A 21,325-nucleotide genomic window follows, 5' to 3' on the forward strand; every position below is an offset into this window, starting at 1 on the left:
GATTGTGCCGTCGCATGACCGATACTTAATTCTCTTTGGAACTCTACTACTTTAAAAGGGCCTAGTTCCTCCCTAACTTTTACATTCTCATTATCTTCAAAGTTTTTAATCGTAAACAGAGTAATCGCCCGCTTTCTGATTTTCTAATTTGTATGCAAGGTTAGGGTCATTATAACATGAGATTTTACGTAACTGATTTTTACAAAGAAAAAACCTGTACAGCATATGACTACCACACTAAAATTTACGTGTGGCGGTTATATGTGTACAGGCTAGCTGCTAACTTATTGAATCGTAATCACAATTTTACCTCTTGCATGATGTGTTGCACTTAAATCATGTGCTTCACGCAATCCCTTTTCGGTTAACGGGAACGTATGACCAATATGAGATGTGACTTCTCCTTTTTCCATCAGTTGTCCCAGTTCTGCGAGTTGTTTCCCATTTGGATTTAACCATAAAGATTCCGCGGTAATGCCATTCGTTTTCGCCTTCTCTGCATTTGGTTCACCTGCAATTGAAACGAGACGACCGCCCTTCTTCACAACATCTAGACTCTTCTCTAAAATTTCTCCACCCATCGTGTCTACGACTAGATCCACGTCCTTTGCAACATCTGCAAAATCAGTCGTTGTATAATCAATGAATTCATCCACGCCAAGCTCTTTCAGAAATGCTTCATTCTTGCTGCTCGCCGTAGAAAAAACGTAGGCACCGAAGCTTTTGGCAATCTGTATGGCATAGCTACCCACACCGCCAGATCCCGCATGAATGATAACCTGATCTCCCTTTTTCACTTGCCCAAAGTCAATCAAGCATTGCCAAGCGGTTAAGCCTGCCAACGGAACGGAAGCTGCCTCTTCAAAGCTGAGATGATCTGGCTTTAACGCCACTAACTCCTCATCGACCGCCACATACTCGCTGTATGTGCCATTCTCCATGGCTGGACGCGCGAACACCGCATCTCCCTTTTTGAACTGCGTCACCTTGCTTCCGACTTCACTAATGATTCCTGCTGCATCCCAACCTAAAATTAACGGAAACTCAAAAGGCATGGCGTCTTTCAAATAGCCCTCCCGCACTTTCCAGTCAATCGGATTAATAGAAGTGGCATGCATTTCAATCAACACTTGCTGATCTTGGATCTCCGGTTTAGGAAGGTCTTTCTCCACTAACTGTTCCGACCCACCATATTGTTCAATTACGATTGCTTTCATTTCAACTACACTCCTTCTGATTAGTACACCTACATGATGTGGTTATCTGTACTTTCTATACTGTATACCCTGAATCATTTATCTCAATCGAAGGAGTGGAAAGATAGTGAAAGGTGCTTGTGCGTGGAATTTTCATTATTGTTTCTTGCACAGATTCCTAATTTTAAGTATGGGACATGTTGACGCTTAGATATGTTTTTCAATTTCAGTGTTAATCCTATTTATGAATCTCTTTTGATGTTCATAGTCATCCCTCAAAATCATCCTATTAATCTTCTTACACGATATCTCATTTAAAACATTAATATTAAAAAATTCAATAGATGTGATTTTATCTATAGCTTCTTCCTTACCTTCTAATTCTGCACAAATATATAAGTAGCCAAATTTCTTTATTGAATAATTTAATGTGTTAAGCATCGAATTCTCCAAAGAAAAATCAATTTTGTTAAAAACATTCTTGCTATATACTAAAAAGTTATAGCAGACTTTAAATTGTAAAATCTCTTCGGCATCCCCCTTGTGGTCTTCCAGATATTTCCAAGTGCTATATTCAAATTGATTTGCTTGCAGATACTTATCCCCATAATGAATTGATTGAAAAATTCCATTTATCGTTTCAGAAATATCTCCCTTTGTTTTTAAATTATGCTCCTTACCGGGAGTTGAAATTGCATAGCCATAAGCAATTACTTCTGAAAAATATCTAGAAATAAAATCCCCATAAATCTCATTTAAATATTTTTTGTTTTCTCTTTTATATGTTAGAAAATTATTTATTACTTGTGAAAGTACGGCTGCCAATAAAGCTACTGACGCTGTTATTATAGCTGGTATATATTCATTAGGAATGTACTCCTCAATGTTCAATTGTTCTCCTGCTTTCTTAATCAATATCCGGTTAATTTTCTAATTAATTAAACGCTGTGCAATACAACATTCAAAATCCGACATCTCAGAAGTACTGTTCATTAATCATCGTTCACTCAGGTACATAAATCCTCTGCAATGGCAATAGAGCTCTCCCTTCATTCGGCATACTTTCGTACCACTGCACGACTAAACGTACTAACTCTTCTAAATCAACCAAAGTAACTGAATTATGTTTTGCAACAGCTTGAGCTTGTACAGTAAATCCTCCAGTCGAGATAAATAGACAATTACCATCGATTGGATTTGCACCTAGGAGTTGCTGTACTTCTGGCGCAGATGCTGTCACTTTACGATGTTTCACTTGCACTTTGATAATCGGTTTTTCAAATCCAAATGAATCTTTATACGCAAGGACATCTACTCCGCCATCAGGACCCTTAGGACTTACACGAACATTGTATTTCATCGACTGCAATAGTGCCCCGACCAAATCCTGCATTTGCCAAGGATCTAATTTGTCTACCTTATCCTCTACCATTGCTAATGCTTTACCTATAAAATCTTCAATCACTTCATCTTCCTCAGGCTCCACTTCATCAATTTTTACTGGTTGTATCTGTTGATTCCTTAGCAACTGCATTATTTCATTTCCCCACTGATCGACACGAAATACAGTTAAAACGGATCCTAAAGTATTTTTCGCAGCTTGGGATAAACGATCTCTGTCTACAGTTTTAGATTCCCAATCTACTTTAAGTGTGTTCGGGTAATCCGGGTTTCCTATGAGCGTGTCGTAAAAGTGAGATTCAGTTACCTTACCGATTAAATACTCCCTTTTTTCTTTAGAATACGAAATAATGTGATCGCCTTCTTCTATCTCTCTACTAAAGCGCCACACTTGACTAGTCCAACTATTTCTCGATTGTGGTTTAGCTTCATTAAACACTATGTCTGCTTTTTCTCGCATCATATCTTTTGTGCGGTACTGCTTCGGATCTCCAAATTGTGGCCAACCAATTGAAACAATATCATTTTGCTTCCAAACAGGAATTAATTCATTATTATCGCCAGCTCTAATCATCCACCATTTTGTCATTGTATTTTTATTCCCTTCAAAATAGGCTTTTTTATGTTATTGATTCAATTCAACATCATACAAGTACCGTTCACTCTATCCTTTTATTTTCTATTCTTTAGTACCAATTATAACAATACTCCCAAAATATGATAGTCGAATAACGTAGTAGTATCTACAATTGGAAGAAATTAATGAATTTAATAAATACTAAAAACACACCAGTAGAAATACTAGTGTGCATATATAAACTCTTCATTGGTACTAAAAAGCCTTTGCACGAAGCTTTAATGATTGATTAAACATTCACGTTCATTTCTTACATAGGTATCTTCTTGATTTCATATTGCTAATAGAAATATTAATCACAATCAAGCACATGATGATTTCAAAATTGGTTCTCGTGCAGCATGTTTAGATCACATTTGATCTTCAAATTCAATATACCTTTTTAAAGCGAGCATATAATGTCCTTTTGATTTCTTAAATTCCCTCTCAATGGAATGCTCCATAATAGGTGTAATCTGTTTTTCACCATTAAATATATTCCTGTCTAGTATTCCATTCATTCTTGAAACATAATCGCACGCAGATTTCTCACTAAGATTATAATTATTTTTTAGAAATTCTTTAAATTGCATTGTAAACTCCTTTCGAATAGTACTATTTGAGTGAGGAGTTATTAAATTAATTGTACGAATACTTGTATCCTCTTTACTCTTCAAACTCCTAGTATTGAAATCTTCTTCGATTCGCTCTTTCCAACCTTCTTTTATTTCGCTATGTGCTCTGAATGAACTGATGGTTTCACTAATTACGTCATAATTCAATTCAGTTCCGTCACCATCTGCATGGAAATTCGTTGCACGATCTTGTGAAATTCCAAATTGACTGGCAGTTGCAATAGCATCGATGTTCGCACCCAGGAAAATAAATTCCCACCCTTGCTCGCCTTTATGGAAATCGATGAGTTTCCGAATCTTATCGTAAGTAAATTCGCTACTCGCATTTTCCAATCCATCTGTCGTTATGACAAACAGTACATTTCTTGCACGCTCTTCGTCAGATGCATTCTTTTGCGCATGACTAATTCTGAGAATAGTCTTTCCAATAGCATCCAATAATGCAGTCATGCCTCTGACATAATATTCATTGCTTGTCATCGATTGAATGGCCTGGAGATCGACTTGATCTTGCAGCAATTCATATGCATCATCAAAGAGAATAGTCGTGACACGTGCTTGTCCTTCTTCTTTTTTCTGCTTTTCAAGCATTCCATTATAGCCGCCAATCGTGTCACTTTCAAGTCCACTCATTGAACCGCTTCTATCTAGAATGAAAACTAATTCTGTTATACCTTTTTTCATAATGTATTCCTCCTCAACGTTAGTATAAGTTGAGAATATCACGTAGGAATGACTGTCAGGTCGCTTACAAAGCGACAGATTTATACTCCTAATAACTTTTGATCAAAAGCGAATAGCCCTTCATTGATCTGGAATATATCATGAACTCCTTGATCAATGAAAAACTTGATGATCAAGTCCGACTTACTGCTAGGAGATAAAGCGAATCCCGCCCGCAGCAACATATCTTGCGTTTCGTCCAAATCTAATTGCATGGCAAGCGCGAACGCAAGCACGGTGGACTTACTCGGTTTATACTCTTTATTATTGCGGATTTTCGAAAATAACTTTCGATCAATTTGTGCTTTTTTATATGTCTCACTATCGGTCATTCCCTTCTCATCAATTGTACGCAACAACATTTCTGAAAATGTTTCGTGCACTTGCTCTAGTACGTCTTCCAAGCTGCGTGTACTTTCTTGCATCTGCACTTCTGATTCGAGTACTTCGGAATATACAACTTGTGAATATATAACAACTTCATCTACGTAGTTGTCATTTATATATTGTTCGAGTAGTAGTTCGGTTACTTTGGGGAGTGACATGGAAACCTCCTGACTGTTTTTATGGCGTATGATTAATTAAAGCTACATTCATTTTACTATGTTTTATATGTTAAAAGCATCAACGTCATATAATTGGCGTTGATGCTTTTCATAATCAATACAGCAATCTAGTTGTACCAAAATTTTATGATTGTTTATACATTCACGTTTGTTCCTCACACAGGTACCCCCTTTCAAAAATTGTTTATCATACATGTATTCTATTTCAAATTTTTCATGTACTCTCTGCCTGCTGAATTTCGTTTCATCTTCATCGGAGTACCCTACAGACGCGTAAATACAAGAATAGTTTCAAATTTACTTTCAAGAAAAACACCAACACAAAAAGCCATGCAGCGAATAAAATATATTCGCTGCATGGCTATAGTAGTTTCTATCAGTCAGTGTGTTTTTCTTTGTTTTTAAGTATATGGCCCATGAAATTCAGCATTGTCATAGCTGCTACCCGAGTCGTGGCACCAGTAGGATCATATTGAGGAGCAACTTCAACTAGGTCGAAACAAACTACGTTTCCTTTTTCAGCGATTCCAATTAAAATGTCATTTAGGAAATCGAATGAGAACCCTCCAGGTGAAGGAGACCCTGTACCCGTAGCCAATGAAATATCAAAGCAGTCAATATCTATAGTCACATAGTACTTATCGGCTTTCGGAATTTTATTAAGTATACCTTCTACACCCAACTTAGCGGAATCGCGTGCTGATATTAGCTCGCTACCGTAAGCTTTTGCTGCGTCAAAATCTTCTTTTCGACTACTCCCTAATCCACGCAAACCGATTTGTACCATATCTTTAATATGATCCATTTCAGACATTCTGCGCATAGGGCTACCGTTTCCTAAAGTTTGTCCGCCTGGTGCATCTGACCAGTCTAAATGTGCATCTAATTGAATGACTGTGATGTCACCTTCATCTTTTAATGCGCGTGCAACAGGAATGGAAATCGAATGGTCTCCTCCCATAATTGCAGGAATGGCACCTTTTTCTCGGATTTTTGCTACAGCATATTCAATTGCAGTAAATGCTTGCTCTATATCTCCATGGATGACATCCGCATCTCCTGCATCCACGATTTTTACATCTCCGCCTAAAAATACTTCATCCCGTTCCGGATCGTAAAATCCTGCACTGCCACGTGCGTAATGCGTGGACACTTCCCGAATTCTTCTAGGCCCAAATCGACAGCCGCTTAAAAAGCCAACGCCCGTGTCATACGGAACCCCTAGAACTGCGATGTCTGCGTCAATTTCTTCCCAGTCCGTGCAGATTGGATACTTAGCAAAAGAACAAATTCCTGTGATTGGCATATTAATTTTTTCCATTTGTTATTCCTCCATTACTAGTTTAATTTCCTAAAAGGTTTGCAAGAAATACAAACATAGGTACTCCGACGATATCTGTCAAAACTGTTCCCGCAACCGGGATAATGATAAACGCTTTCCTTGAAAAGACGCCATATTTCGTACAGATCGCATTCATTACAACCAATCCATTTGGCGTGGCTCCTAACCCATGTCCAATAAATCCTGCTGACATAACAGCTGCATCATAGTTCTTCCCAAGTAATCTGTATAGGATGAACACTGCAACTGCCATTGTGACTAGTGTTTGCAAAACAAGTATTACTGCTAAAGGAAGAGCCAGATCGTACAGTTCCCATAATTTCAATTTCATCATGGCCATTACTAAAAACATGTTCAATGAAACATTTGAAATCATATCCATTGCTGTGTCTGTCGTAGGCACCCATGACGTTCGCTCATTAATTGAGCGGAAAATAATTCCTAGGAATAGACTAAATATATGGCCTGGGATAGAGAAGCCAGTCACATTTGTAATCCATTGTGCTGTAGGCAAACCAATGGCCAATATGATAAAGATTAAAGAGCCTTCTATAATTATATTTTGCCAAGTAATCGCGGTCTTCTTCTCTTCAATCTCACTTGCAAGCGCAGTCAAATCAGCAGTGTCAGTTTGGATTTTCAAATTTTTTCTAGAGATCAGCCAATTGCCAACAGGTCCCCCAATTAACGAGCCTGCTATTAGTCCATATGTTGAAGCAGCCATACCAATTGTAAGTGCATTTGATTCACCGAATGACTCAATCAATGGAGCAAGTGAGCCTGCCATGCCATGACCGCCCTGCATAGATGCCTGTCCTGCCATTAATGCAGAGAGTGGATTAATGCCTGTCAGCCATGCTGCACCGATACTAATACCGTTTTGCAAAATCGCCAGGAACCAACACACCAACATGTAAATCAAAAGCAATTTGCCGCCTTTTTTCAAAATCGACACGCCGGTAGACAAGCCAATTGTTACAAAGAAAACATACATGAATAAATCATAGAGTGTATTATCGTATTGAAACTCAAAAAGCCCTAATTCATAAGCTCCCCACATTAATAGTGAAAATCCAAAACCTCCAATTACAGGTCCTGGAATGGAATACTTCCAAAGAAATTCATATCTTTTTACAATCCATGTCCCCAAGATTAGTAACACTGCCCCGATAGCAGTAAATGTAATCATATCGACATCCAGGATTAGCATTCCATTCTCACTTCTACTCGATGACATAGCAGTTCCTCCTTCCTATTTGTCGCTAAACATCGCTTTTTGCTCAGGAGCTAAGGGTAATTCCATAAAAAATGAAATTTAATGAATCGGAACTTTCTAAACACTCCATCTAGTTGAAATTGTATAATAGCAGATATATAATGTCTAATATCGAAATATTATAAATTAATAAATTATAGTTATAAAGAAGAGGTGTTAAAATGGACATTCGCTCTTTAAAGCATTTTCATACCATTGCAGAATGCGGACAATTTACAAAAGCTGCAACACAATTACATATTTCACAGCCAGCTTTGAGCAATACAATCAAAACGTTGGAAAATGAACTGGGATGTACTTTGTTCGAAAGAAGTACGAAAAATTTGAAGTTGACGGAACCAGGGGAAATTTTGTATAAACATGCGGAGAATGTATTGGGGTTATTTAATAAGATTTACAAAGAGATGGAGGATGCAAGAAATGTAGGTAAAGGCAAAATTAATCTAGGAATGATCGAATCATACCGGTATTTCATTTCCCATATGATTGGAATTTTTAAAAGCAAATATCCTGCTGTATCGATGAAAGTGCGGGAATTAGGACCGAGTGATATTGTAAAAAGTTTAGAGAGCTATGATATTCATCTAGGAATCACTTCTATAGCTAATGATCACAACGACTTCAAATATATACCTATCTTCCAGGAAAATTACGTATTACTAACACCTCCGGATCATCGATTTAAAAATCTGAACAGTATTGAAATTATCGATTTGAAAGACGAAACATTTATTCACAGTTTGGAAGGTTTTAAAATTAGAGAAACATTTATTAAAGCATGCGAGCATGTAGGCTTTTCACCGTCAGTAGAATTCGAAACAGAAAGTTTAGAAACTGCATGTAGCCTTGTGGAGAATGGACTAGGAATATCGGTTGTTCCAGAGAGCTTCCTCGCCCTAAATCCATCGAAAAGAAGGAACGTAGTCTTCATAAAAGATTTCTCTTCCAAAAGAACGGTTTATTTAGTCTATCAGCCTGAACGGTACCTCCCCCCTCCCATTCAAGACTTTATTGATATTACTCTTCAATTTTCTAATGAGATTATTGTTCGTAAGTGATGGATGATGGTACCAGGGTTGCACATATCTCTAGTTCAGTTCAGAATTATTTCCGATTTGTGTTGGAACCTTGCAGCTACATGAAAAGTATCTGTGTGAGATGCATTCATGATTGTTTAAACAATCATGGTTGTTGCTCACGCAGGTTCCCTACATGAATTCGCGTTAGGACTTGGAACTTTGCTCAATGTGTGAGGAGGAGGATTATTGATTTTTTCAAAATATGAAAATGCACCACCTCGATACACTGATTGTATCGAGGTGGTGCTACGTTTTTATAATTGGACATTCACGGCACTTATTTGAAAGTAGTAGATGTGAGATCTAACACCAGATGTTGTTGGCTGCAAGTAGCCGTATTTTTCTCTTCGGTTTCTGTTTTCAGACACCCGAATTGTTTGGGATTTGTGTGAGGACCTGGTACCTGCTTTTTAAGAGTCTTAAATATATGCTTATATTTCATAAACTATTCGGTGGTTATTCTAAATAATCCATTTTGCAGTTCTTGAAATTGGTAATCTACGTTGTCCATCCAAACTTGCTCCAAGTCTAGAGATTTCAGATTCAGATGATAAAGTAAACATACCAGAATCACTATTTCCTAACTTTCTCAATTCAGATAGCTGGAAATCGTCTAGTATTAACTCATATATATCTGCGATTAATATTTGCTGACATTGAAAATGCTCATCAAATTTAATTTCTTCTTTAATTCTCTTAATGAATCTATATCTCAAATATGGAAAACCATCTTTATCTACTAATCCTGAAGAAAGTATCTCTTCATTAAATTCTCTATCTGCGGAAACCTCTCTCCCCTTTCCATCCTCAAACCAATTCAAAAAATCTAATAATTTCCCTCCCTCTATAAATATTGATGTATCAACGGTTTGACCCGTTGTTAGGGCGCCAAAAATATATTTTTGACACACTTGTTACCGTTTTGAATTTAATATGTGAATCTTCTAACAGCCTTTGGTACGCTACGCGGTCATCGCTGGATAATACTGGTTGCGATGCTAATACAATATACGATGCACTCTGGATCTCCGCATAGCTTATGATGACGTACCCTCCCATGTCTCTTGGCGTCTAATGCGCCTACATTCCTTCGTTCGGTCTAGTCATAAGGCGGAGGCTGGCGAAGCTCCTTTAGGGACTCATTGGTCGTATGGAAAATATCATGCCGGCTACTCCGTGTCATCCAATTTTCTAGTCATTCACTCAGAATGTCGTGCTTAGGCAGCTCTATCGAGCTTAGGAATGTCCTTCATCATTTGCTCAGCGTCAAACGCTATGTGTTTCGTACAGATTGCGTGTAGTACCTTCAGTAGTTTTCCGCAGAGAACCACAATGGACTGTTTCTTGCGTAATGGATTCACTTGTCTGGTTGTGTAATACTCGTGCAGTTGTTTAAATGCCTTGTTATGCCGCACCATTGGCATCATGACACGGAAGAGCAGTGCACGCAGCTGGCTTCTTCCTCTTTTAGAAATTCGTTTCTGTCCCTTGTGCTGTCCGGAAGAATTCTCCCTCAACGTCAATCCCGCAAGTTTCAATAATTGGCGTGGATGATCGTAATGGGAGAAACTGCCGATTTCTGATAGTAAATCAATGATGGTTGCGTCTCCAAGTCCTGGGACTGTTTGGAGATACTCGTACTCAACTGTAGCTTGAATAAACGCTGTCAGCTGTTCTTGAAGCGATGCCAGTTCCTTCTCAAGTTGGCGATAACGTTGAACAAGTGTGGCAATTTCAATACGGGCCATCTGTTGTCCTTCTGTTACGCCTATAGAAGTACGTGCATTTTCAATGAGCTTTTTTGTCTTCGGCAACTGGGGAGATTTCATCCCCTCTACCGTCCGGTAGGTTGCCAGTAGTTCTGACGGTTCCTGATTCACTATCTCAGATGGGAATGGAGTACATTCCAAAACGGCTAGCGCCATTTTACCAAACGCTGGAAATATTCCTTGGAACTCGGGAAAGTACCGATCAGTCCAGCGAATCATCTTGTTTTTTATCGCGTTCAATTCTTCAGTAAGATTACCTTTCAAAGTCGAACCAACCCGTAGTTCTGCCTCTGTCTCCCTTAAAATTCTAGGGTAGCTGTAACGTCCATCTTTCACCAAACGGGCGATGACGAGGGCATCTTTTGCATCGTTCTTTGTTTGAAGATTGTCGTCCAGCTCCTTGGACTTCTTTACATGCATGGGGTTGCATACGACGAGGGGGATGCCCCGATCATCGAGAAAGTAAGCCAGGTTGAGCCAATAGTGGCCGGTAGGTTCAATACCTATGATGACATCACTTTTACCAAATTGTTTCTTAGCGTTTAGAATACACTCATAGAAGTATTCGAACCCATGGCTTGATTGATGAACAGGGAACGATTTCTTAAGAATCAGGCCACGTTCATCGACCATGCAGGCGTAATGTGTGCGCTTGGCGATATCCATTCCGATAACTAGCGTCTGATCCGTGACTTGATTAATCTTTGCATTTTGCGTAAAATTCATGATGAGTCCTCCTTGGTATTTAAATTAGGGGTCAATTCGTGCTGATTTGACACCCCGCATCATACCAAGAGGGCTCTTTGTGTTCAAGTCCCCGAAAAAGCTTCTAACAGGAATGCTCCTTTTATCCTTATCCTTAAATCATTTTTTTTAGCATCATCTTCTGGAATTTTCACATCTTCCTTTACATCTAATTCATTAAATATGTAATCAGAATCCTCATACCTCTTATATACCCCACCAACTGGTTGAAATTGTTGGATTCTATTGCCTTTTACAAGTAAATACTTTCCATCTATTTTAATTCTAAATAAATAGGAGATCGATACTCTTATTTCTTCATTTCTATATTTCACTTTGGACTTATAGATTAACTTAATAAATTTATAGTTATTAGACAAATATAAAATTAAATTCATCATCATAGAAGCTACTATGCCACAAGCAATAGCAATTATATTAGGACTAACACCTTCCACATAAAATATTAATGACATGCAGATTATAAAAGTTATAGAGAAAAAAACAACTTTTTTCATAAGATAACCTTTCCTCTCTTTCTCCTTTTCTCATTAAGGTATTTGATGAAACTTATGTCATTCACTTCACTGTATTTTTCATCTAAAATGCTTTTTCCAGTACCTAGGCAGTAATAGTGTAGAAAGAAAATTACATATCTTCTTTCAATACTATTAGGGACATACTCTATAGAATTTATTTTCGTTAACAAAAATTTAAATGAAGAGTCAAACTTCCTTCTGATGAAATCTATATTTTCTATAAAATAACTAATACAGATACACCTAGCAAACCAGTTAAAGTTATCTTTTTTATTACTACTAAGAAATCTATTTATGAGGTATTCAGAAATTACTTTTTTGTATTCTTTTCTCTTTACCTTACTTAATACTTTTAATAAAAAGCATTCAAATTGTGGATAGATATTAGCTTTGCTATTAAGGAAGGACAATGCATCTGAAATTAAATCAGGGTTTTTTTCCAGTAATTGTTTAACAAAATTAATTTGTGCAGTTTCAACATTTTCCACAATTGAAGGGTTTTCCAATATTGTTTTAAAAAATTTCTTTGCACCTTTACTTCCAAATCTGTATGCCCCCTTTGAACTAATTACTTTAAACGTATACCGTATTATCGAAAGCCATCTCCCTCCTCTGTTATTCGAATTCACTATAATAGAAAAATAAAAACTCTTTAAAAATTCCACATCCTTTTTTCTTTTATTCAATTTATCCCATTCATTAAAATACCAGTGATCTTTAAACATAGCTTTTGTAAAGATCTTTGTCTTCTTTTCATTAACATGTAACTTTAACTTACCTAAAAGTAGAGAAGAATTTTGTATAACTTCATATGCATCATATTCATCACCATTAAAACATATCCACATATCATCAGAGTATCTTGTGTATAGAAAATCATTATTTCCTTTAAATTTCACTCTCAAGAATTTGAGAATTTCAGTGTCATATTTAGCTAAATAAAAGTTTGCTAATAATCTGGACATTTCACCTATTTCTTCTTGTGGAATGCCTGTATTTGAAGGGTAATAGCCAATGTCTTTACTATCGGAGGAACGTAAAAAGTGAAATAATAAATCAATTATATTGGAATTATCTTTCACAACACTTCTTAGGTCTCTTTCTAGTATGCTTAAATTTACGTCGTCATAAAAATGTGCTATATCAATATGTATGTATTTATTATAATTTGCACTCCCAGCTTCTCTTGCTAGTCTCTGATATTCACTCCAATCTTTTCTAAAATTAGCTTTTGAAATCTTTGGTTGATATTCGTCAGGTATACTATTGATTTTAGTTATATACTCCTTGTATTTTTTTGTGAGATTTTCAAAATCTATTGAATTTATTTTTGATGGCTCTATCATATCTTTCATATACAAAGTCTCTATAAAATCCTTCTTACTTTCTTCATTGCTTTTGGGAGTAATTCGATAACCTCCATAAACCTTTTCATTCTCGGTAATTTTAGATGAAAGATCGGCCTGTATCTTCTTTATACAGTAGTAATATACAACTAAATCTTCTAGCGAAAAGGATTTAGTCTTTCTTAATACTCCATTACCTTTCGCAAAATAACGATAAAATGAGGATTGAACAGAATAATCATGGTTATTAATCTTTTGAAGTAGACTTTTTAAAAATTTTTCTTTATCGATATCCTCATAACCTAATATGTCATAATACTCTATTTCTCGTCTAATTACTTTCCAAAAATGGTCATCAATTGAATTAATAAACTCTTTTTCATTTATATTCACATTCTACACTCCTCATTCTCTGAACTTCACAAAAATCATTATTAAAGGTACCAGGTCCTCACACAACTCTAGTTCAATTCGGAATTGTTTCCAAATTGCGTGTGTACCTGGTACCTGTTTTTAAATGCATCATGATGCCCAAATGAATAAAAACCTTTCATAATAGATGCAATAATAAAATATGCTTTTTCTTCACGAATCCAGTTTAGTATTGATCTTTCATTTGAAGCTGGATTTACAATTATTTGGTGGAACTCTTCTGTTGAAGTCGTTAGTTGTTCAATTTGTTGTAAATCTACAATATCCAGGTGATTGTTGGGGTACAAACTTATAAAGTGCCTTACGGCTACTGGATACTCCCTGTAACGCCCTTTTCTAATAGCCAAGTCGCCTTTTCCAATTCTACGAACAATCTCTTTTTCATTTAAAACTTCCCATTCATCTATTTCTTCTTGTGTAAGTGTAGTATAATCCCTTGAATATATTTTCATAATACATTCTCCATCCTATTTTTCTTTCCGTACATATGAAAAAAGAATCGGCATAACCGACCCTTTCTCATTCTATTTCGTTATGTTCCTAACCTTTTTCAACTTACCCCCAAAGCCTTAAACACCGCATCAATCGGATCGGCATAAAACACGGGTTGCACTTTAACCAGCAAATCAGGTGGAACTGTCTGTAAGTCCATCACTGATGACGCTGGTATCAATACCTTTTTAGCCCCTGCATCGACACATACTTGAAGCACATTCGCAAACTCTTCCACTTTGGCAATGGTTCCTCCGACAGTCATGTTTCCAATAACAACTGTGCTCTCTTGTACAGGCTTGTCCAAAGCACTTGAACATAATCCAATCAACTCAGCAATAGCCAGTTCATCTGTCAGCCCGATGCCTTGAAGATCACTGATATGCATGAGGTAATCTTTTGTTTTCGTGCTAATGACATTACTGATACTTTTGCTGTTAGCTGTGAAGTAACGGAATGCCGTATCCAAGCTTTCTCTTGCTTCACGATAAGAGCCAACACCAGACTTGTCAAACTTCCCTGTCCCGCTCACAACTTGGTTTTCGAGCTTGTACACGCCTATCATACCTGAGTTTCCATGACCGACGACATAGACATGTCCTGGCTTGCCCATGCCTTCTGGAATGAGCTTACCGCCACCTTGTTCGGGAACGGATACATACTCCTCTTCCAACGATTCCTTATCTATATAGGAGAACATGACATCGTAAAACTCCATACCACCAATCTTCTTAAGCTGTTCTTTTACACGACGGCGACCTTCCATTGCATACTGAACGATTTCTTCAATATCTTCTTTCGTGTATTCACCGTGTGGATAAATGAGTTTCACCATACCTGAAACCGTCTTGCGAACTGCTACCGTATCACGTTGATTTAAGTTGTTGCCAAGCTTGTAATACTTATCAATGGAATCGGCAAAGGAACGTTTACGCATTTCCCTAAAGAACTCGGCGATGTAATCCACGATAAATCCATACTTATCCGTAAAGAAGTCAGGTCTCATTTTCGGAATTTCCCAACCTGGCATGTAGTAATGCATCCGATCAAAGAATGCCGTATCACTTGCCATTTCTTCTGGGAAAGGGGCAAACAGGTGTGATGTCTTCAGTAGTACATCCACACTCTGATTGATATTACCAACGAACACCATAGAGGCAGATGCATTTTTCTCTTCTTTTCCTCTTGCAAAGGATCCTGATGCCATGTAGTCCTTCATTATTTGGATTCCGTCTTTATCCTTAAAGCGAATCCCCGCCACTTCATCGAATGCTACGCAATCCCACATCCCAACAAGCCCAATTTTTCGTGTAGACATGTTATAGAAAAGGTTTGCTACAGTGGATTGACCACCCGATACTAAGATGGAGTTGGGTGAAATTTCTTTATACACATGCGATTTACCTGTCCCACGGGGTCCAAGTTCACACATGTTATAGTTGTTTTCGACAAGTGGAACGAGTCGTAACAAAAGATGCCACTTCACCCGTTCCTCCAGTTGGGTCGGCTCCATTCCAGTCGAACGAATCAACACATCAATCCATTCATCCTTCGTAAATTGCCTTCGTCCTTCAAACACTTCATTGATGTCCATATTCGGCATTTGAATCGGCTGTAAACTGCTCACGCTAAAGGGATTCATAACCCGTACTTCTTCATCATAAAAGTAATCAATTTTCACCATACACCAAATGCCACCAACAAGAAGCTTGTCGAACTCTTTCACAAAGTTTGAAGCAATTGGAACACCTTTCAGCCCAAGATTCGAAAACTCTGCTTCATATGTGTCGATTTTCGGGTTTAGTGCCACGGTTACTTTATCAATAATCGAATACTGCCCTAATTCACGAATGCGTGATTTAATCTTTTCCGCTTCGTCAGGACGGACAAAGTTGTCGGTAAGGATCTTTTTAACACGCTCAACGCCTTCTTGTATGCTTTCTTCATCATCCGTGGCCGCATACATACCAAGCAGGTATTCAAGCACATAAACAGGAACGTTGGCCCCTTCTTTAATAAGCTTCGTCAAGTCCTTTCGAACGACACGACCAGCAAACACATCATTTAGCTTTTTATCAAGATCCAGCGTCATCGTTTCTTCCACTTTCTCTTCCACAATTACACCCCCTCATTTAAAAATCAAAATCACTCACAATTCCCAAGTTGATGGAAAACGGTACTTTTTCTGTGAAGACACCTGTTTCCATATCTTTTACAAGTAAGTAATACGTTTTATTGCGATCATACGAAATGCTTTTCAATACAAATTGTAGCTTGAATGTTCGCTCGGCTGGATTATCAAATGAACGATCCCCGATGATGGTTTCCTCATTAGACAGCACATTTCCTTCATCGTCTGCCATGTAAATGACGACTGTACGAGGAATTATCTTGTCCTCAACTTTTTCGGTTTGGAAGAAATCCAAGTTGAAAATGCTGTTCGTGATTTTTCGTGTCGTGCTTGTCAGCCTGATATCGACCTTTTGAATAGCTTGCGAACCTTTTTGTCCCGCCCGCTTATTTTTGAAGGCAACTAACGGAACAACGACTTCTTGGAGGCTTGCCCCGCCGTGCACAAAGTTCACACCAGTTCCTTGCATACGATTACGAATGGTTCCGTTCGGCACATACGCTGTCAAATGATGTTCGTTCTTCACAATCGAAGTTAAATCAATCGCCAATTGCCCTGAAACATCTCTATTCTCTTTCGAGAGCATGTAACGACGCTTCACTTCAATCGTATCCATTGCCTCATTCCCGATCTTGTCACTCTCTTCTAAAGCATCCCGTTGATACAAGAAGCCATGATCAGCAGTGATATAGACATTCGTTCCGCTCAAATCATCCCGAATGATTTTCACCAAATCATACAACTGATTCAATGCCGTTTCCACCGCATCGAACGTGTAGATTTCTGTGGAAGCTTTATCGCCCATCGCATCAATCGTGTCATGATAGATATAAACAAGCTTCTTCCCTTTAAACGTTTCACGTCTGCCTGCCTTATTCATCGCCAGCATATCTTGGTAGTGAACGGCGATACTATCTTCTTTGAACGATTCAATGATTTTCTTACGATTTTCAAGCCCAGCCGAGTCTTTTCCATCGACAAGAACTCGACCGTTTTCGTCAAAATCAAGACTACGATGCGGAAGCAATGAAGCCATCCCCAGTTTCGTAACAGATGGCACAACTCCAAGCATCGTCTGCATGTCACAAACGCCCATCGTCTCAGAGTTCAAACGTTCAGCAAGTTCAACACCCACCTCATACCGCATCGCATCCGAAATGATGACAAACACTCGCTCACCTTTTCGAATATGTGGAGCGACGATGGATGAATAGAATCCTTGCTGATTTTGCACTCCAGGAAGTGACCATTCCTCTGTCATTTCCGACTTCACTGCCTGTGACCAATGAGTGCTTAACTCTCCCATAAACCAATTCGTATATAGATGTTCCACAAGTTCTTTGAGCTTTTTCAATAATTCATGGTTACTTTCTTCATCATACGCAACGTAAAACTTACGGTAGTATGTATCCATGACGTGATATTCTTTACGATACGCTTCGTACAGGTCGATTGCCCGCCCTTGGGGAATACCTTGCCCGTGTTCTTTATGGAATTCATGCATCTTCACTGTGTAATAAAGTGCCTCGTAAACAGACGCATATTTTTCGTAATAATGCTTCGCCCGTCTCAACTTAATCAGCTTCGTGTATTCTTCATAATCTTCCAGCTTCTCCATTAGGCTATTCGCAATATGAATGATGATGGCTTTATCAACATACGGGAATGTATCCGCCTGCCTGAACTCGTCTATCGGGACAGATTGCAGTATACTTGGAAGCTGAATTTCCTGTTCAACCATTTCAGCATATTCATCAAATACTGTATAATCCGTTTTGTGATGCATCCAATGGTCGATGAACACCAATGCATTCGCTTTGTTTCGTTCGGCAATAAAATCTTGCACTGCCGTCAAATAATCTTCGCTCACCGAATGATTGAACGCCGTCACCGTTAAATGAATAAACAGCGTCTTCAACGTCTTCGTTTCACGCTCGTACCCATAATGAGTCGCCACATATGTCCAGAACACATCAATATCAAAGAATCGCTCCATTAGTGACAAATACTTGTTGCCGTTATCATCCAGCGTATCCATTAGAACCGTTTTTAACACCGCTTCAAAGTCAGGTGTCTTCACGTTGCAAAGAACACCCATGATCGCCAACTCAATCGTTTCCTCTGTATAAGATTCGATGCCAAATGCCTTGAATTTTCGGAACCGTTCTCTATTATTAAAGAATCGTTCATGCTTTTTAACGGTCGCCCTGAGCGATGGGTCAATATGAAGCTCACTCAAAAGAAGGGACACCCGATCCGCAAAAAACGTCTTCGAATACAACACCGTATCCGCCAGCCAGTTATCCTCTACACCTAACTCCACATTCGTATAGATTAAATAAGAAGAAGTCGGATCTTCTTCCTCTAATAAATGCTTCATGTAGAATTGGTTATTATCAGATAATGTTTGGACTTTAACACCAGCAATCATCAATTGCTCAATTTCTTCAATAAATTCTTCGTCCTTGTCCACCCAGAACACAATCTTTCGTTGTTCCCCGTCTTTTAGGGGTTCGTTGAAAATATCTTGCAGGGCGGACTCGATTTGTGTCATGTTCATTGCATTCACCTACTCTCTATAACTTTTTTAAAAAAGATACACCAAAGTTAATAGGTTTAATCTTTAAATGTTCCTGTACCTATGCCACACTTTTCAAATCATCCTAACAAGGATTTTATAAATATCTAATTGATTTCGATTATATTGCGTAGCTCTTCATGTATCATTTTCCCTATCTTCTCTACTTCGCCATCAAGAACGGTGATATTACTCATTGATAACCTTTCACTTATCCTTTTTAAAAGTTGTCCTTCTTTAACTTTTTCATATAAATCATTGAAGTTATACTTGATTAATTTCTCCAAAGAAATCGTATTATACATAATAAATATAATGATAGTCTTTTCTACCATTATTCTAATTTTCTCGTCCTCGACAAAAGTATCTTTAAGCAATAGAAAGTATCTGAAGGTTATGTCATTTCTAATGTATGGAGTAAAGCCAGATGATACAGATGTTAGTAATATATCTAAAGCTTGTGTAACAAACGAATATGTCGCAAATTGAAAAACTCGGATGTTAGATAAGTTAGCCAATTGCGGATATTGACTTCTATATTTTTCACATCTTTCTTCCAAATTAAGCTTCGAGTCCATTATGTCCGTGAAAACTAAATTGTCTAATACATAGTCATCGAGTCCATTCTCAATATCGGATAACGATGAGTAATTTGCAAGAAACTCCGAACCACTTTTCAAATCCGTATTTAGAATACTTGAAACGAACTTCCAATAAAACGTGTCAAATAACTCTAATTTGGAATTATTTTGGTTATATAAATCTTTAACTGGAAGGATGTGTATTGAAGTTGGATAATCCCTTGCAATTTTAAAAGTATCGTAATATGCTTCTTTAAATAAATTCAATGTGTAACTGTCCTTAAAGGTGTCATTAGAGTTTCTAAAAAAACCTTCAAATTTTATCAATGGTTCTTCAACCACATGATAGTCCCCAATAAGAACAAAGGGATAATGTTCAAAATTCTCCACGTCCAAATACATTGCACCTGACAGCAATAAGCATTCTCTGGATGAACTCCATCTTTCTATTTCGAATTCAATCAGATTTAAACGTTTAAGCCAAAAAAGTTTCACTTCATCAATTAATTTTAGGGCGGTTGAAAAGCCAAATGAAGGTTCCCCTATTACAGTTTGTAATTCCGCCAATAGATTTCTATATTCTACTTGGATATTATTTAGAACATCGTTATTAAACTCCATATTGGATATCCTCGTATTTTAACTTATACCATTTTGGGAATTCATAAATTCCCGATAATAGCTGGATATATCTTTTCAGGATTTTGACAATATCAGAAATAACGCTTGGTAATTTTTGATGAAGATGAATGTCAGGAACTGTATGATACTTATGCAAAGGATTATTACATACCAACATTGAACTCTCCCTTACAGCTCCCCAAAAACCATGTGAAAAATTTGTGCCATATTCGTAATAGATTTCATATAACTCCGACTCATCAACTTCCTCAAATTTCTTTTTTATTGATTGTTGATCAAAATAACGGACATCGATGTCCATAAACTCTTCCCAAATAGGTTCATTTACGATAGCTTCTATAATTGGTTCTTGTATTTGAGATTCTCTACTAAAGCCACTTTCACGTCCTCGGAGCAAAATATGTTTGTATTTTCCAATACCATATAATTGATATTCCTTAAATATATTTATATTTCCCGTTTCTTTCATAATTAGATATTTCATCATAACAAAGACCTCTGTTATTGTTCTTAGTGCATGTCGACCTAATATAGCGTTTTCTAATTCATTATCCAATGTTTCTTTACATAATTTAAGTATATAAACAGCAGACCCCATTAACACGTTGAACTTGGGGCTTTCAAGTAACTTTTCCTTGTAGACCAAGTTAATATATTCAAATGCTTTTTGTGTGTCTTGAAGAAATTCACCCGAATCTAATTGATTCTTCATGTGTTTAATAAAAAATGGTGAACATTCAGTGCTTAATCCAAGTTCATTCCAGAAAGAAGATACAAAATCGTGGTTTGGTTCCTCTATGTCAATTCCCTCGAAACTTCTAATCATAGGTCTGTAAAGCCTCATTATTTCATCTTCATGAGATGTTGAACTATAGTTTTTAAATGCATCTATTGTCATACTAACTTCCTCTAAAAACTTGACTTTTCCTCTAAAAAGCGAAAGGCAAATAGATAAATATCTTAAGTCTGTTGAATCATTGGATTGTTGGTCAAAAAATCGTTCAACAGTTTCCTGTAATTTTTCAATTCTATATTCGACAGTTTGAGATTCATCATAAAAGTATTCATTAATTACTTTGTTTTTATTTCGACGATATACAATAGTTAAAGGGGCTAATATTGTAGGGTCTACAATGTCACTGATAATGTCGAAAATTTTTTTTTGTTTATCCCCTGGTAAGCCATTTATCAATGAAAACTTCGGTTCATTAATATCAATATCTGTATGAGCAATTCG

Annotated in this window: 17 protein-coding genes; 1 reads left to right on the forward strand and 16 read right to left on the reverse strand. The window is 37.3% G+C overall.

Going from position 1 to position 21,325, the window contains the following annotated elements:
- Window positions 1-284: 284 nt before the first annotated feature.
- From SporoP17a_RS05115 to SporoP17a_RS05145, 7 genes are all read right to left on the reverse strand, one after another.
- On the reverse strand, window positions 285-1,217 hold the full coding sequence (locus SporoP17a_RS05115) for an NADP-dependent oxidoreductase (RefSeq protein ID WP_083033271.1): 933 nt from the start codon (window positions 1,215-1,217) through the stop codon (window positions 285-287).
- A 186-nt stretch (window positions 1,218-1,403) separates the two neighbouring features.
- Window positions 1,404-2,087: a hypothetical protein gene (locus SporoP17a_RS05120; RefSeq protein ID WP_083033274.1), complete on the reverse strand. Its 684-nt coding sequence runs from the start codon at window positions 2,085-2,087 to the stop codon at window positions 1,404-1,406.
- 112 nt (window positions 2,088-2,199) lie between these two features.
- Window positions 2,200-3,186, reverse strand: coding sequence for a restriction endonuclease (locus tag SporoP17a_RS05125; RefSeq protein WP_083033277.1), 987 nt, complete (start codon window positions 3,184-3,186; stop codon window positions 2,200-2,202).
- Between the two features lie 398 nt (window positions 3,187-3,584).
- A complete protein-coding gene (locus SporoP17a_RS05130; protein WP_335695504.1) occupies window positions 3,585-4,532 on the reverse strand; it encodes a vWA domain-containing protein in 948 nt (315 codons plus the stop codon).
- Window positions 4,533-4,612: 80 nt separating this feature from the next.
- Window positions 4,613-5,116 carry a hypothetical protein gene (locus tag SporoP17a_RS05135; protein WP_083033280.1) on the reverse strand — a complete coding sequence of 168 codons (504 nt, stop codon included), beginning with the start codon at window positions 5,114-5,116 and terminating at the stop codon, window positions 4,613-4,615.
- 397 nt (window positions 5,117-5,513) lie between these two features.
- Window positions 5,514-6,458 carry an agmatinase gene (gene speB / locus SporoP17a_RS05140; protein ID WP_083033283.1) on the reverse strand — a complete coding sequence of 315 codons (945 nt, stop codon included), beginning with the start codon at window positions 6,456-6,458 and terminating at the stop codon, window positions 5,514-5,516.
- A 22-nt stretch (window positions 6,459-6,480) separates the two neighbouring features.
- A complete protein-coding gene (locus tag SporoP17a_RS05145; RefSeq protein WP_083033286.1) occupies window positions 6,481-7,716 on the reverse strand; it encodes a sodium/glutamate symporter in 1,236 nt (411 codons plus the stop codon).
- Between the two features lie 200 nt (window positions 7,717-7,916).
- Here SporoP17a_RS05145 and SporoP17a_RS05150 point away from each other — a divergent pair, with 200 nt between their 5' ends.
- Window positions 7,917-8,813: a LysR family transcriptional regulator gene (locus SporoP17a_RS05150; RefSeq protein WP_083033289.1), complete on the forward strand. Its 897-nt coding sequence runs from the start codon at window positions 7,917-7,919 to the stop codon at window positions 8,811-8,813.
- 482 nt (window positions 8,814-9,295) lie between these two features.
- On the opposite strand, the gene SporoP17a_RS05155 is transcribed toward SporoP17a_RS05150, so the two are convergent.
- The 9 genes from SporoP17a_RS05155 to SporoP17a_RS05195 all read right to left on the reverse strand — a co-directional run bounded on the left by SporoP17a_RS05155 (window position 9,296) and on the right by SporoP17a_RS05195 (window position 21,280).
- The gene (locus tag SporoP17a_RS05155) at window positions 9,296-9,745 is read right to left on the reverse strand and encodes an SMODS-associated NUDIX domain-containing protein (RefSeq protein ID WP_083033292.1); all 450 of its coding nucleotides are present in this window, start codon (window positions 9,743-9,745) and stop codon (window positions 9,296-9,298) included.
- A 306-nt stretch (window positions 9,746-10,051) separates the two neighbouring features.
- Complete coding sequence (locus SporoP17a_RS05160) at window positions 10,052-11,329, reverse strand: IS110 family RNA-guided transposase (protein WP_083030644.1); 1,278 nt, start codon at window positions 11,327-11,329, stop codon at window positions 10,052-10,054.
- Between the two features lie 83 nt (window positions 11,330-11,412).
- Window positions 11,413-11,865: an SMODS-associated NUDIX domain-containing protein gene (locus tag SporoP17a_RS05165; protein ID WP_083033295.1), complete on the reverse strand. Its 453-nt coding sequence runs from the start codon at window positions 11,863-11,865 to the stop codon at window positions 11,413-11,415.
- The gene (locus SporoP17a_RS05170; RefSeq protein ID WP_083033297.1) at window positions 11,862-13,625 is read right to left on the reverse strand and encodes a reverse transcriptase domain-containing protein; all 1,764 of its coding nucleotides are present in this window, start codon (window positions 13,623-13,625) and stop codon (window positions 11,862-11,864) included. The genes SporoP17a_RS05165 and SporoP17a_RS05170 overlap by 4 nt, the downstream gene beginning before the upstream one ends.
- 68 nt (window positions 13,626-13,693) lie before the next feature.
- Window positions 13,694-14,116: a hypothetical protein gene (locus SporoP17a_RS05175; protein WP_208859813.1), complete on the reverse strand. Its 423-nt coding sequence runs from the start codon at window positions 14,114-14,116 to the stop codon at window positions 13,694-13,696.
- A gap of 98 nt (window positions 14,117-14,214) precedes the next feature.
- Entirely contained in the window at window positions 14,215-16,248 is a 2,034-nt protein-coding gene (gene brxL, locus SporoP17a_RS05180) for a protease Lon-related BREX system protein BrxL (protein WP_083035912.1), read from the reverse strand.
- 40 nt (window positions 16,249-16,288) lie between these two features.
- The gene (pglZ, locus tag SporoP17a_RS05185) at window positions 16,289-18,847 is read right to left on the reverse strand and encodes a BREX-1 system phosphatase PglZ type A (protein ID WP_083033300.1); all 2,559 of its coding nucleotides are present in this window, start codon (window positions 18,845-18,847) and stop codon (window positions 16,289-16,291) included.
- A gap of 125 nt (window positions 18,848-18,972) precedes the next feature.
- Window positions 18,973-20,067, reverse strand: coding sequence for a hypothetical protein (locus SporoP17a_RS05190; RefSeq protein ID WP_083033303.1), 1,095 nt, complete (start codon window positions 20,065-20,067; stop codon window positions 18,973-18,975).
- Window positions 20,057-21,280, reverse strand: coding sequence for a DUF5677 domain-containing protein (locus tag SporoP17a_RS05195; RefSeq protein ID WP_083033306.1), 1,224 nt, complete (start codon window positions 21,278-21,280; stop codon window positions 20,057-20,059). The genes SporoP17a_RS05190 and SporoP17a_RS05195 overlap by 11 nt, the downstream gene beginning before the upstream one ends.
- Between the last annotated feature and the right edge of the window lie 45 nt (window positions 21,281-21,325).

The sequence above is a fragment of the Sporosarcina ureae genome, from assembly GCF_002082015.1.
Lineage (GTDB): Bacteria > Bacillota > Bacilli > Bacillales_A > Planococcaceae > Sporosarcina > Sporosarcina ureae_A.

Coding starts and splice junctions, on each gene's coding strand:
- SporoP17a_RS05175 (WP_208859813.1), bottom strand. CDS start 14,116: ATGAAAATATATTCAAGGGATTATACTACACTTACACAAGAAGAAATA.
- SporoP17a_RS05145 (WP_083033286.1), bottom strand. CDS start 7,716: ATGTCATCGAGTAGAAGTGAGAATGGAATGCTAATCCTGGATGTCGAT.
- SporoP17a_RS05115 (WP_083033271.1), bottom strand. CDS start 1,217: ATGAAAGCAATCGTAATTGAACAATATGGTGGGTCGGAACAGTTAGTG.
- SporoP17a_RS05190 (WP_083033303.1), bottom strand. CDS start 20,067: ATGGAGTTTAATAACGATGTTCTAAATAATATCCAAGTAGAATATAGA.
- pglZ (WP_083033300.1), bottom strand. CDS start 18,847: ATGAACATGACACAAATCGAGTCCGCCCTGCAAGATATTTTCAACGAA.
- SporoP17a_RS05165 (WP_083033295.1), bottom strand. CDS start 11,865: ATGAAAAAAGTTGTTTTTTTCTCTATAACTTTTATAATCTGCATGTCA.
- SporoP17a_RS05135 (WP_083033280.1), bottom strand. CDS start 5,116: ATGTCACTCCCCAAAGTAACCGAACTACTACTCGAACAATATATAAAT.
- speB (WP_083033283.1), bottom strand. CDS start 6,458: ATGGAAAAAATTAATATGCCAATCACAGGAATTTGTTCTTTTGCTAAG.
- brxL (WP_083035912.1), bottom strand. CDS start 16,248: ATGACGCTGGATCTTGATAAAAAGCTAAATGATGTGTTTGCTGGTCGT.
- SporoP17a_RS05150 (WP_083033289.1), top strand. CDS start 7,917: ATGGACATTCGCTCTTTAAAGCATTTTCATACCATTGCAGAATGCGGA.
- SporoP17a_RS05130 (WP_335695504.1), bottom strand. CDS start 4,532: ATGAAAAAAGGTATAACAGAATTAGTTTTCATTCTAGATAGAAGCGGT.
- SporoP17a_RS05125 (WP_083033277.1), bottom strand. CDS start 3,186: ATGACAAAATGGTGGATGATTAGAGCTGGCGATAATAATGAATTAATT.
- SporoP17a_RS05160 (WP_083030644.1), bottom strand. CDS start 11,329: ATGAATTTTACGCAAAATGCAAAGATTAATCAAGTCACGGATCAGACG.